Consider the following 12,540-nt stretch of genomic DNA (forward strand, 5'->3'; position numbering starts at 1 on the left):
GCCCCTGCCACGTCTGTCCCCGTCTCAGCTCAGCTTGACCACGGGGCAGGTGAGCGTCCGGGTGATCCCGTTGACGTTCTGCACCCGGGCCACGACCAGCCGGCCGAGCTCGTCGACGTCGTCCGCCTCGGCGCGCACGATCACGTCGTACGGGCCGGTGACGTCCTCGGCCGAGACGACGCCCGGCAGACCCCCGATCTCGGAGGCGACCGAGGCGGCCTTGCCGACCTCGGTCTGGACGAGGATGTATGCCTGCACCACGGCGTGCCCCTTTCCGGTAACTGCCGACCTGCCGGATGGTTGACGGCAGGAATGTCGGACGCAGAACCTACCGGAGGCCGCCCCCGTGTCCCCATCCGCGATCACGCCCGAGGGCGGTTCCGAGACCGGTGTCTCACTCCGGGAGGTCGGTGAGTTCGCCCTGATCGACCGGGTCACCACGGACCGTGTCCAACCGGCTACGACGGAGCTCGGACCCGGTGACGACTCGGCCGTCGTCACCGCGGCCGACGGGCGGGTCGTCGCCTGCACCGACGTGCTCGTCGAGGGCGTGCACTTCCGGCTCGACTGGTCGAGCCCCGAGCAGGTCGGACGCAAGGCCGCGGCCGCGAACCTCGCCGACATCGCCGCGATGGGGGCGGTGCCCACGTCGCTGCTGGTGGGGCTGGCGTGCCCCTCGTCGACGCCCGCGGCGCAGCTCGAGCAGCTGGCCGACGGGCTGTGGGCCGAGGCCCGCTCGACCGGGGCCGGGCTCGTCGGGGGCGACCTGACCTCGGCGCCGGTGATCGTGGTCTCGGTGACGGCACTGGGGGACCTGCAGGGTCGCTCGCCGGTGCTGCGCTCCGGCGCGCGGCCGGGCGACCGGGTGGCGGTGTGCGGGCGGCTGGGCTGGTCCGCGGCCGGGCTGGCGGTACTCGAGCGTGGGTTCCGGTCCCCGGCGGTGCTGGTCGACGCGCACCGGGTCCCGGAACCGCCCTACTCCGCGGGTCCGCAGGCCGCCGACGCCGGCGCCACCTCCATGATCGACGTCTCGGACGGCCTGCTGGCCGACCTGGCGCACGTCGCGCGGGCCTCGGGGGTGACGCTGCGGCTGCGGTCGCGGGCGTTCACGGTGCCTGCGCGGCTGGCCGAGATCGCGTCGGCGTTGGGCCTTGACCCGCTGCGCTGGGTCCTGACCGGCGGTGAGGACCACGCGCTCGCGGCGACCTTCCCCGGCGACGCGCCGTTGCCCGAGGGCTGGACCGAGGTCGGGGCCGTCGAGGCAGCGGATGCCGAGGGCCCCGCGGTCACTGTCGACGGCCGCCCCTACGACGGCGACGCCGGCTGGGCCCACTTCACCCGCTACTGACCGCGGCCACCGACCGCGGCACGCGCACACGACGGCGGCCCGGCCCCTCGGTGAGGGACCGGGCCGCCGGAAGATCGGGGCTCAGGCGCCGCGGCGCCAGAACAGCAGCGCCCGGCGCAGCCGGTTGCGCAGGCTGGGGTGACCGGGGACCGACCGCTGCGGGGCCGGGAACTGCCGGAACTCCGCGGGCGGCGGGGTCAGGTGGGCCGCCGGGAGGGTCGGCGGGTCCATCGCGACCAGGGTCTGCGGGAAGTGGCGCGCATCGGGCGACGGGGTCTTCTCGGGGTGCACGGTCGTCTCCTCCACGGCCGTTCCATCGCTCGCGGTGGCTCGATCGTTACCGACCAACTGCTGCATCTCCGGCCTCCTCACGGTCTCGGGCGGGGTACATCGCCGGGTCCCGTGCCCGCCGGGGCCGGGGTCCCTCCGCGCGTGCCGCATTCGTGACGGGCCACCGCGGGGCCCGGGAAGGGGAGCGCGGGGCGGCGGTGCCTGCCCGCCCAGGGTACCGACGTGACGTGTGCCGGAGACGTGTGCGGTGGCTCACCGGGCGGGCCGTCGGGCACCCGGGTGCTCGCTACGGTGAATGCCGAGCAGGCGGGACGAGTGGACGGAGCGGGTGTGTCGGGGCTGGTGGCGGTGGTGGCGTGGGCCGCCCTGGCGGGATGGATCGCCGCCGGCGTGCTGCTCGTGGTGGCCCACCGGCGGCTGGAACGGCTGGAGCGGGAACACACCGCCCGCAAGTGGGACATCGTCGCGCTGCGTGCGGAGCTGCGGGCGCTGCACCGGCGACCGGACGACGGCTCCCGCCCTGCCAGCGGCTCCCGCACTGCCGGTGGCTCCCGCCCGGCCGGCGGCGACACCGGGTCCCCGGTCCCCGCCGGCGGGGCGCCCGGACGTACCCGGACGGCCGGCGCCACGGCATGGCGCCGGTCGCACCGGCGCCCGGAGGGTCGTACCCGGCGGGGCCCCTCCTGAACGGGGCGGCGTCAGGCGGTGACGTGCGAGGACGACAGGGTGGTCGCCACGTCGAGCGCCGACCGGCCCTCGGGGTTCAGGTCGAGCACCACGAGGTCGGTCGCCCCCGCCTCGGCGAACCGGGCGAACTCCCGCGCCAGGTGCTCCTCCGATCCGGCCACCACCGTGTCCTCCGGCCCGCGGAGCCCGCTGCGGTCCAGCAGCGCCCGGTAGCTGGGCAGCGTCCCGACGGCGGAGAAGTCCTGCGCGACCGACTCCAGCATCCGGTCGGGGTCGGTGGTCACGCCCACCACCACGGAGACCACGATCCGAGCGGTGTCCGGGAGCGCGGGCCGCAGGTGGTCGTGCACGAACTCCGGACGGACCCAGGTCACGACGGTGCCGTCGGTCAGCTCCCCGGCGATCTCCAGCATCCGGGGGCCGAGGGCCGACAGCAGCACCCGCGGCGCCGGCACCGGCCGCGGCAACGTGAGCTGTGTGTCGACGTCGAGGAACCGGCCTCGGTGGGTCACCCGCTCCCCGTGCAGCAGCGGGATCAGCACCTCCAGGTACTCCCGCGTCCGGGCGGCGGGCGCGTCGAACGGCAGCCCGAGCTCACCGGTGAGGTAGGGGGCGTGGCCCGGGCCCACCCCGAGCGTCAGCCGGCCGTCGAGGGCCGCCTGCGTGGTCAGTGCCTGGGCGGCGAGCGCGATGGGGTGCCGGGGACCGGTCAGGGTGACCGCGGTGCCGAGCTCGGCGGGCCCGGTACCCGGCTCCGCCGCGGCGAGCAGGGTCAACGGGTCCCAGCTGCCGGGCATCTGGTTGGCCCAGACCGCGTCGAGGCCCCGGCGGCCCGCGTCGAGCACGGTCTCCCGGACGGCGGCAGGGCCGTCGGGGGTGAGGTTCAGGGTTCCGATCCGCATGGTCACCAGTGCAGCCGCGCCGAGCCCGGGGAACCAGACCGGAACAACCCGCGCAGCGATCGGCGTTCGTGATCGACAGAGGTCGGGGAGGGTGCGGGATGGAACTGCGCGGATTGCGCTACTTCGAGGCTTATTCAGGCCCCGTGAAATAACGATCTAGCCCGGCGTGTCGGGTTGGGCGACAGCCCGTCCATCGCGAAGATTGGTTTGCCGAATCAATCCGAGATGAACGGGCTGCCGCAGTATGTACTATACCACTGGTTTCCGGCGTGATGAAATTCAGGATCTTGTCGCTATAGTGTATGAGCAGGATCAGCGGGACGCGACGGAGGCATGTTTGTCTTGGCCGCCGGTTCTGGGGTTGTTCTGGTCGGTGGTGATCACGTTGGCGTATCTGCGCGGGAATCGTGTGCAGTGGGAGTTGGCGGAAACCTATGGGGTGTCGCAGTCGACGGTTAGTCGAGCGATCACGGGGGTGACACCGTTGCTGGCACAGGCGCTGCGGAGTGTCGTTCCGACGGCAGAGGAGCTTCGTGCCGATCGGCAGTACATCATCGATGGAACCTTGCTGCCCTGCTGGTCATGGGCCGCGGTGCCGGGTCTGTGGTCGGGCAAGCATCGCACCACCGGCGTCGTCGTCCAGGTCGCAGCCACCCTGGAGGCTTATTCAGGCCCCGTGAAATAACGATCTAGCCCGGCGTGTCGGGTTGGGCGACAGCCCGTCCATCGCGAATATTGGTTTGCCGAATCAATCCGAGATGAACGGGCTGCCGCAGTATGTACTATACCACTGGTTTCCGGCGTGATGAAATTCAGGATCTTGTCGCTATAGTGTATGAGCAGGATCAGCGGGACGCGACGGAGGCATGTTTGTCTTGGCCGCCGGTTCTGGGGTTGTTCTGGTCGGTGGTGATCACGTTGGCGTATCTGCGCGGGAATCGTGTGCAGTGGGAGTTGGCGGAAACCTATGGGGTGTCGCAGTCGACGGTTAGTCGAGCGATCACGGGGGTGACACCGTTGCTGGCACAGGCGCTGCGGAGTGTCGTTCCGACGGCAGAGGAGCTTCGTGCCGATCGGCAGTACATCATCGATGGAACCTTGCTGCCCTGCTGGTCATGGGCCGCGGTGCCGGGTCTGTGGTCGGGCAAGCATCGCACCACCGGCGTCGTCGTCCAGGTCGCAGCCACCCTGGAAGGGCAGCTGTCGTGGATCTCCGACCCGACCCCAGGCTCCCGACACGACCTATATTGTCTCGACCAATCCGGCGCCCTCGACCACCTCGCCACATACCCCCCGATCGGCGATAAAGGATACATCGGGCGCGGCATGCTCACCCCGTTCAAAAAACCACCCGGCCGGGAACTTCTCGACTGGCAAAAAACATTCAACAAGAGCCTCAACCACACACGCGCCACCATCGAACGAGTCATCGCCCATATCAAAACGTGGAAAGTTCTCCACACAGACTACCGGCGGCCCTACGCCACATTTAAAACGACAATCTCGGCAGTCATCGGACTCATCTTCTACACACTTACCTGACGGAGCCTGAATAAGCCTCCTGGAAGGGCAGCTGTCGTGGATCTCCGACCCGACCCCAGGCTCCCGACACGACCTATATTGCCTCGACCAATCCGGCGCCCTCGACCACCTCGCCACATACCCCCCGATCGGCGATAAAGGATACATCGGGCGCGGCATGCTCACCCCGTTCAAAAAACCACCCGGCCGGGAACTTCTCGACTGGCAAAAAACATTCAACAAGAGCCTCAACCACACACGCGCCACCATCGAACGAGTCATCGCCCATATCAAAACGTGGAAAGTTCTCCACACAGACTACCGGCGGCCCTACGCCACATTTAAAACGACAATCTCGGCAGTCATCGGACTCATCTTCTACACACTTACCTGACGGAGCCTGAATAAGCCTCTTCGTGACGGTGGCCGAGGAGCTGCACTTCGGCCGGGCCGCCGAGCGGCTGCACATCGTGCAGCCCGCGGTGAGCCAACAGGTGGCCCGGCTCGAACGCGAGCTCGGGACCCGGCTGCTGGACCGGTCCTCGCGCCACGTCCGGCTCACCCCCGCCGGGCACCGGGTGCTGGCCGCGGCGCGGGAGGCACTGGCGGCGGCGGAGCGGGTGCGTGCGGTCGTGGACGCGCCGGCGACCCGGATCCGCGTCGGCACCGCGCCCGGGCTCACCGGTCGTCTGGAGCTGGCGCTGCGCCGGCTGCAGGAGTGCTCCCCGGATCTCGAGGTCCAGCTGTTCGACCTGCCGGTGCCCGAGCGGCTGTCGGCGGTGACCGACGGCCTCCTGGACCTCGCGGTGGCCCGGGGGGAGCCCTCGGGACCCGGCCTGGTGGTGCGCCCGGCGTGGAGCGAGCAGCTGCACGCGGTCGTGTCCGACCGGCACCCGCTGGGGCGCCGGTCCTCGGTGCGGCTGTCGGCGCTGGCCGCGGCCGGGCCGTTCCGGCCGCCGTGCCGGGACACCGACCCGCCCTGGCACGACGCCCTCGCCCGGACGGTCGCCCCGTCCGGGGCCCGGATGGGCCGGCCGGTCGGGGTGGGCGAGGCCGTCGTCGCGGAGATGGGGGCCGATCCCACCGGGTGGACGCTGCTGCCCGCCGGGCGGGCCGCGGCGTCCGGGGCGTCGCGGGTGCGTGAGATCCCGCTCGACCCACCGGTGACGGTCACCGGGTCGGTGGTCGCGCCGTCGTCGACGACCCCGGGCTGCCTCGCCGCGGTCGTCGACGCGTTCCGTGACGCCGACCTCACCGATCTGGCGTCGGCATGACGGGGCACCGGGTCCGGCGGCCCGTCAGCGCCGGGGGACGGCCGCCCCGCGGATGCTCGCGTCGAGCAGCTGCACCGGGTGCAGCAGCGGGACGTCGGCGACGTCCTCGCTCGGCAGGTACTTCCCGATCTGCAGCAGGCAGCCCGGGTTGGCGGTCACCACGACGTCGGGCCTCGCCTCCCGGATCTTCTCCGCCTTCCGCACGCCCAGGTCGGCGGCCGCGTCCGGCTTGACCATGTTGTAGATGCCCGCCGAGCCGCAGCACAGCGACGCCTCGGCGATGTCGACCAGCTCCAGCTCCGGGATGGTCCGCAGCACCTCGCGGGGCTGGCTGCGCACACCCTGGGCGTGCCCGAGGTGGCAGGCGTCGTGGTAGGCGACCCGGCCGGGGACCGGCGTGCGCGGGGCACGGGGGCCGCCGTCGTCGTCGCGGGAGTACAGGTCGGCGAGCACCTCGTGCACGTCGCGGCAGCGCGCCGAGAAGGCGGCGGCGCGGTCCTTCCACTCCGGGTCGTCGGCGAGCAGATGGCCGTAGTCCTTCATCGACGAGCCGCAGCCCGCGACGTTGGTGACGACCGCGTCGACGTCGAGGGTCTCGAACCGGGCGATGGTGCGCCGGGCCCGGTCCAGGGCGGACTCCTCGCGCCCGGCGTGCACCTCCAGCGCGCCGCAGCACTGCTGGTCGCGGGGGACGAGCACGTCGCAGCCCTCGGCGGAGAGCACCCGCACGGTGGCCTCGTTGACCCGGTGGAAGAACACGTCCTGCACACACCCGGTGAGCAGCGCCACCCGGGCCCGGCGGGTGCCGACGGCCGGGGTGTGCACCGGGAGCCGCGCGAACGCCTCGCGCACCGAGACCGGCGGCAGCAACGACTCCATCGCCGCGAGCTGGCCGGGCAGCTTCTCGGCGAGCCTGCGGATCGCGGGGACCTTGCGCAGCTGCTGGTAGAGCGCGCCGGGCAGGGCGGCGGCGCGCAGCCGTCGCTTGTAGGGGAACAGGGAGAAGATCGCGTCCCGGAACAGCCTGTCCGACGCGCTGCGGGGCACGTTGCGCTCGATCTGCGGGCGCACCGACTCCAGGAGCTTGTCGTACTGCACCCCGGACGGGCAGGCGGTCACGCACGCCATGCAGCCCAGACAGTTGTCGATGTGCTCGGTGAACGGGCCGTCGAGGGTGATGTCGCCCTTCTCGGCCAGGTCCATCAGCAGGATCCGGCCGCGCGGGGAGTCCATCTCCTCGCCCCACAGCACGTAGGTGGGGCAGGTCGGCAGGCAGAAACCGCAGTGCACGCAGTCGTCGAGCAGCTCGCGCTGGGGCGGGTGGCCCGGGTCGAACGCGCTCGGTCCCTGCTGCGGGATCTTGGTCTCGGCCGCTCCGGCGGGGGTGCCTGCGGGCTCGTGGGTGCTCGTCATGCGTGCCTCACATCCAGGGGGCGAAGCGACCGGCGGCGAACCGGGCCTCGGGGTCGAGCTGGTTCTTGATCGCCTTCAGCAGCGCGAGCGCGGACGGCGCGGGGCCCCACGCCGGGGCGTCCAGCGCCTCGGGGCGGTCGCGCAGCATGCTCGTGCCGCCGACCGCGGCGACGGCGTCGTGCACCTCGGTCACGGCGGCCCCCGGCACGGTGACGGTCGCGACGCCGGTCGCGAGCCCGGCCGTGACGGCGATGGCGGGAAGCTGCTCCACCAGCGGCGCCAGCCGGGTCGGGGCGCACCCGATCCGGACGACGGCGCCGTCGCGGGCGGGCCCGTCGGCGCCGCCGCCGGCGTGCGGGCCGTCGGTCAGCGACGCGTGGGCGTCCCACGCGTCCGGACCCACCTCCCTTGCGTCGGCCCCGAGGAGCTCGCGCAGCCTCTTCACCCGCGCCGGCAGGGTCCCGGCCCCGCCCTCCAGCCGGACCAGCAGACGTCCCGGGTCGCCGGAGACCCACTCGACGGCGATCGGCTCCAGCGGGCTGGCCATCAGCTCCAGCACCCGCGACGCGGCCTCGGCCACCGGGCCGTCGACGGCCACGCAGGCGACCGCCTTCGGGACCGGGTGCAGCCGCAGGACGACCTCGACCACTGGGCCGAAGGTGCCGTGGGAGCCGTGCAGGAGCTTGGCCATGTCGTAGCCGGCGACGTTCTTGATGACGTGCCCGCCGGAGCGGACCATCGTGCCGTCCGCGAGTACCGAGGTGGTGCCGATGACCAGGTCCCGCAGACCGCCCCAGACCAGGGCGGACGGGCCGGCGTCGGCGGTGGCGAGCAGCCCGCCGACGGTGGCGCCGCGGGCGACCCGGGCGGCGTCGAACGCGAGGCGCTGGCCGTGCTCGGCCAGGTGCTCCTGCAGCGCGAGCACCGGGGTCCCGGCGTGCACCGAGACGGTCATGTCGCCGGGGTTGTGGTGGATCACCCCGGACAGCCCGGAGAGGTCGAGCGTCGCGGCGACGTCGTCGTCCGCGCGTCCTGCCCAGCCGGCGGCGGTGCCGGCGCCGGTGATCGCGAGGCGGCCGGGGGTGTCCAGGACGGCGTCCCGGACCTCCTTGGCCGAGATGGGGCGCAGCGTGGTGGGAGCGGCGCGTGTCATGTCGTCGGGCCCTTCCGGGTCGCGTGCGGGTCGGTCGGACAGGTCGGCCGGACGGGTCGGCCGGACGGGTCGGCCGGACGGGTCACAGCCGTTCGATCAGGCCCGCCTCCTCCAGCGGGTGCGGGCGGTAGCGCCCCGGCTTCTCGCCGCAGAGCCGCGGGGTCGGCAGGAGCTTGCCGGGGTTGCAGATGTGGTCAGGGTCGAAGCCGTCGCGGATGCGGCGCATGACGGCCAGGTCGTCCTCGCCGAACATCCGCGGCATCGAACAGGCCTTGTCGGTGCCGATGCCGTGCTCGCCCGACAGCGACCCGCCCATCTCGACGCACAGCTCCGCGATCCGCGCCGACAGGTGCTCGGCCTCGTCGGTCTGGCCCTCCGCGGCGGAGAACAGGACCAGCGGGTGCAGGTTGCCGTCGCCGGCGTGGAAGACGTTCGCGACGCGCAGCCCGGCCTCGGAGCCCATCTCGTCGATCCGTTCGAGGATCTCGGCGAGCCGGGTCCGGGGGACCACGCCGTCCTGGACGATGTAGTCCGGCGAGATCCGGCCGACCGCGGCGAACGCCGCCTTGCGGCCGCGCCAGATGTTCGCCCGCTCCTCCGGCGATCCCGCGATGTGCAGCCGGGTGCAGCCGTGCCGGTCGCAGATCTCCTTGACCAGCGCGAACTGCTCCTCGCACTCCTCGACGGTGCCGTCGAGCTCGACGACGAGCGCGGCCGGGGTGTCGAGAGAGTAGCCGGCGCCGGTGGCGCCCTCGGCGGCCTCGATCGCCAGCGCGTCCATCATCTCGACCGCGGCGGGGACGATCCCGGCCGCCACGATGTCGGAGACCACCTGGCCCCCCGCCGACACGGACGGGAAGTCCGCCAGCAGCGTGCGCATGACCTCGGGGGTGCGCAGCAGCCGCACGGTCACCTTCGTGACGATCCCGAGGGTGCCCTCCGACCCCAGGAACACCCCGCGCAGGTCGGGCCCGGACTGCTCCATCGAGTCCGACCCGAGGGTCACGACCTCGCCGTCGGGGAGCACGACCTCCATCGACAGCACGTGGTTGGTGGTGAAGCCGTACTTCAGGCAGTGCGCGCCGCCGGAGTTCTCCGCGACGTTGCCGCCGATCGTGCACACCTGCTGGCTCGACGGGTCCGGGGCGTAGTACAGCCCGTGGGGCGACGCCGCCGCGGTGATCTCCAGGTTGGTGACGCCGGGCTCCAGCACCGCGCGCCGGTTCTCCGGGTCGACCTCGAGCACCCGGTTGAGCCGGTTCAGCCCGATGACGACGCCCTCGGCCACCGGCAGCGCGCCGCCGGACAGGCCGGTACCGGCGCCGCGGGCGACGAACGGGATCCGGTGCCGGGCGCAGATCCGTACACACCCGGCGACGTCGTCGGCGGTGCGGGGCAGCAGGACCAGCTCGGGGACGACCCGGCTGCCGGTCAGGCCGTCGCACTCGTAGGTCCGGGTCCGGACCGGGTCGTCGAGCACGTCCGCGGCACCCAGGAGGGCGACGAACTCGTCGTGGATCGAGCGGGCCAGAGGCATCGCTGGACTCCCTTGCTGCGCGTGGCGGGGCTCACGGGAGGGTACGTCGACACGGTGACGCCACGCCTGTTCGACGTCACGGACAGGGTCCGCGTCACTTCCGTGATGCGGAAAAGATAATCCACTGGTAGAAATGCGACCAGTTCCGACATCCACACGGAGAGGGTGGTCACAGATGGCCGACACCGCCGGCCTGCAGGTCGACGAGCACCTGAGGTCCTTCGTCGAGGGCGAGCTCCTGTCCGACGTCGACCTCACGGCGGACGACTTCTGGGCGACCCTCGCGCGGCTCCAGGAGCGCTTCGCTCCCAAGATCGCCGACGCACTGGCCCGTCGCGACGAGATCCAGGCACGCATCGACGAGTGGCACCGCGAGCACGGCACCGGCTCGGTCGAGGACTACGAGAAGTTCCTCACCGACCTCGGCTACCTGCTCCCGGAACGGTCCCCGACGATCGACGTCGACCGGGTCGACCCGGAGATCGCCGAGATCCCCGGCCCGCAGCTGGTCGTGCCCTCCACCGTGCCCCGCTACGCGCTCAACGCCGCCAACGCGCGCTGGGGCTCGCTGTTCGACGCCTTCTACGGCACCGACGCACTGCCGCAGGACCACGAGCTCGCCCCCGGCTACGACGAGCGCCGCGGCGCGCAGGTCATCACCGCCGCCGACGAGCTGCTCGACGAGCTGTTCCCGCTCGCGAAGGGCAGCCACGCCGACGCCACCGCCTACCGGCCGTCGACCGACGGGCTCGTCGTCGACACCGCCGCGAACGGCACGGTCGGGCTCGCCGACCCCGCGCAGTTCGCCGGCTTCCGCCCGGTCGACGGTGACGGCCGCGGCGCCGTCCTGCTGACCCGCAACGGGCTGCACCTGGAGATCACGATCGACCCGACCACCCAGGTCGGCACCCAGCACCACGCCGACGTCGCCGACGTCGTGCTCGAGTCCGCGGTCACCACGATCGTCGACCTCGAGGACTCGGTCGCGACCGTCGACGGCGAGGACAAGGCCCTGGCCTATCGCACCTGGCTCGGCCTGCTCCGCGGTGACCTGACCGCCGAGTTCCGCAAGGGCGGGAAGACCGTCACCCGCCGGGTCAACCCGGACCGCGAGTACACCGCGGCCGACGGCTCCGCCCTCACCCTGCCCGGACGGTCGCTCATGCTGGTCCGCAACTGCGGCCACCACATGACCACGAACGCCGTGCGCACCGCCGACGGCGGCGAGATCGCCGAGGGCGTCCTCGACGCACTGGTCTCGGCCGTCGCCGGGCTCTACGACCTGCAGGGCAAGGGCCCGCACACCAACTCCCGCGCGGGCAGCGTCTACATCGTCAAGCCCAAGCAGCACGGGCCCGAGGAGGTCGCGCTCACCGTCGAGCTGTTCGGCGCCGTCGAGGAGGCCCTCGGACTGCAGCCGAACACCCTCAAGATCGGCATCATGGACGAGGAGAAGCGGACCTCGGTCAACCTCTCCGCCTGCATCGCCGAGGCCGCGAACCGGGTCATCTTCGTCAACACCGGCTTCCTCGACCGGACCGGCGACGAGATCCACACCTGCTTCGCCGCGGGCCCGGTGCTGCGCAAGGGCGACATGAAGTCGACCACCTGGCTGACGACCTACGAGGACCGCAACGTCGACGTCGCGCTCGCCGCCGGGTTCGCGCACACCGCGCAGGTCGGCAAGGGCATGTGGGCCAAGCCCGCCGCGATGGCCGAGATGATCGAGCAGAAGATCGGCCACCCGAAGGCCGGCGCGAACTGCGCCTGGGTGCCCTCGCCCACCGCCGCGACCCTGCACGCGCTGCACTACCTGCGCGTCGACGTGCACCGGGTCCAGGACGAGATCGCCTCCCGCCCCACCGCCGACCGTCGCGCGCTGCTCGAGGTCCCGGTCACCGACGCGTCGTCGCTGTCGGCCGAGGACGTGACCCACGAGCTGGAGACCAACGCCCAGTCGATCCTCGGCTACGTGGTGCGCTGGGTCGGCATGGGCATCGGCTGCTCCACCGTGCCGGACCTGGAGGGCGTGGGGCTGATGGAGGACCGCGCCACCCTGCGGATCTCCGCGCAGCTGGTCGCGAACTGGCTCCGGCACGGCGTCGTCGACGAGGCGGTCGTGCGCGACACCTTCGCCCGGATGGCCGCCGTCGTCGACGAGCAGAACGCCGGCGAGGACGGCTACCCCGCGATGGCCAAGGACCTGGAGTCCAGCGAATCGTTCCAGGCCGCGCTGGAGCTGGTGTTCAGCGGGGCGACCGAGCCGAACGGCTACACCGAGCGGACGCTCACCCGCTGGCGTCAGCGGGCCAAGGCCGCGGCCTGAGGTCGCATCACCGTCACCACCACCGTCGACGACGACGCCCCCGGGACGGGTTCCCGGGGGCGTCGTCGTGATCAGGGAGGACGAGGAT

The 12,540-nt window shown here is 72.1% G+C and carries 13 protein-coding genes; 7 read left to right on the forward strand and 6 right to left on the reverse strand.

The genetic code is table 11. From position 1 onward, the window contains the following. Nucleotides 1-24: 24 nt before the first annotated feature. Nucleotides 25-261, reverse strand: a complete 237-nt coding sequence (locus KPL59_RS08830) for an Lrp/AsnC family transcriptional regulator (RefSeq protein WP_020627802.1) — start codon at nucleotides 259-261, stop codon at nucleotides 25-27. An 85-nt stretch (nucleotides 262-346) separates the two neighbouring features. Here KPL59_RS08830 and KPL59_RS08835 point away from each other — a divergent pair, with 85 nt between their 5' ends. Continuing rightward, nucleotides 347-1,348 (forward strand): thiamine-phosphate kinase, encoded by a 1,002-nt coding sequence (locus tag KPL59_RS08835; RefSeq protein WP_226351651.1) that lies wholly within the window; start codon nucleotides 347-349, stop codon nucleotides 1,346-1,348. 81 nt (nucleotides 1,349-1,429) lie between these two features. Here KPL59_RS08835 and KPL59_RS08840 read toward each other — a convergent pair whose 3' ends face one another. Then, complete coding sequence (locus tag KPL59_RS08840) at nucleotides 1,430-1,705, reverse strand: hypothetical protein (protein ID WP_226360502.1); 276 nt, start codon at nucleotides 1,703-1,705, stop codon at nucleotides 1,430-1,432. Between the two features lie 264 nt (nucleotides 1,706-1,969). Here KPL59_RS08840 and KPL59_RS08845 point away from each other — a divergent pair, with 264 nt between their 5' ends. Further along, on the forward strand, nucleotides 1,970-2,326 hold the full coding sequence (locus KPL59_RS08845; RefSeq protein ID WP_226351652.1) for a hypothetical protein: 357 nt from the start codon (nucleotides 1,970-1,972) through the stop codon (nucleotides 2,324-2,326). A gap of 11 nt (nucleotides 2,327-2,337) precedes the next feature. Here KPL59_RS08845 and KPL59_RS08850 read toward each other — a convergent pair whose 3' ends face one another. Further along, entirely contained in the window at nucleotides 2,338-3,228 is an 891-nt protein-coding gene (locus KPL59_RS08850; RefSeq protein WP_226351653.1) for a TIGR03564 family F420-dependent LLM class oxidoreductase, read from the reverse strand. 244 nt (nucleotides 3,229-3,472) lie between these two features. Here KPL59_RS08850 and KPL59_RS08855 point away from each other — a divergent pair, with 244 nt between their 5' ends. The 4 genes from KPL59_RS08855 to KPL59_RS08870 all read left to right on the forward strand — a co-directional run bounded on the left by KPL59_RS08855 (nucleotide 3,473) and on the right by KPL59_RS08870 (nucleotide 6,023). Next, entirely contained in the window at nucleotides 3,473-3,913 is a 441-nt protein-coding gene (locus tag KPL59_RS08855) for a transposase family protein (RefSeq protein ID WP_226360503.1), read from the forward strand. Between the two features lie 92 nt (nucleotides 3,914-4,005). Continuing rightward, on the forward strand, nucleotides 4,006-4,770 hold the full coding sequence (locus tag KPL59_RS08860) for a transposase (protein ID WP_226359754.1): 765 nt from the start codon (nucleotides 4,006-4,008) through the stop codon (nucleotides 4,768-4,770). Nucleotides 4,771-4,801: 31 nt separating this feature from the next. Further along, the gene (locus tag KPL59_RS08865) at nucleotides 4,802-5,143 is read left to right on the forward strand and encodes a transposase family protein (RefSeq protein ID WP_226360555.1); all 342 of its coding nucleotides are present in this window, start codon (nucleotides 4,802-4,804) and stop codon (nucleotides 5,141-5,143) included. A 22-nt stretch (nucleotides 5,144-5,165) separates the two neighbouring features. Then, entirely contained in the window at nucleotides 5,166-6,023 is an 858-nt protein-coding gene (locus KPL59_RS08870) for a LysR family transcriptional regulator (RefSeq protein WP_226360504.1), read from the forward strand. 24 nt (nucleotides 6,024-6,047) lie between these two features. Here the strand turns inward: KPL59_RS08870 and KPL59_RS08875 are convergent, their stop codons facing one another. The 3 genes from KPL59_RS08875 to KPL59_RS08885 all read right to left on the reverse strand — a co-directional run bounded on the left by KPL59_RS08875 (nucleotide 6,048) and on the right by KPL59_RS08885 (nucleotide 10,126). Further along, nucleotides 6,048-7,436 carry a (Fe-S)-binding protein gene (locus KPL59_RS08875; RefSeq protein WP_226360505.1) on the reverse strand — a complete coding sequence of 463 codons (1,389 nt, stop codon included), beginning with the start codon at nucleotides 7,434-7,436 and terminating at the stop codon, nucleotides 6,048-6,050. 7 nt (nucleotides 7,437-7,443) lie between these two features. Then, nucleotides 7,444-8,589: an FAD-binding oxidoreductase gene (locus tag KPL59_RS08880; protein WP_226351655.1), complete on the reverse strand. Its 1,146-nt coding sequence runs from the start codon at nucleotides 8,587-8,589 to the stop codon at nucleotides 7,444-7,446. Nucleotides 8,590-8,671: 82 nt separating this feature from the next. Continuing rightward, complete coding sequence (locus KPL59_RS08885; RefSeq protein WP_020622066.1) at nucleotides 8,672-10,126, reverse strand: FAD-binding oxidoreductase; 1,455 nt, start codon at nucleotides 10,124-10,126, stop codon at nucleotides 8,672-8,674. Between the two features lie 175 nt (nucleotides 10,127-10,301). On the opposite strand from KPL59_RS08885, the gene KPL59_RS08890 reads away from it, so the two are divergent. Then, nucleotides 10,302-12,452: a malate synthase G gene (locus KPL59_RS08890; protein ID WP_020622065.1), complete on the forward strand. Its 2,151-nt coding sequence runs from the start codon at nucleotides 10,302-10,304 to the stop codon at nucleotides 12,450-12,452. Nucleotides 12,453-12,540 lie beyond the last annotated feature (88 nt).

This window comes from Pseudonocardia sp. ICBG1142, assembly GCF_020496255.1.
Classification (GTDB): domain Bacteria; phylum Actinomycetota; class Actinomycetes; order Mycobacteriales; family Pseudonocardiaceae; genus Pseudonocardia.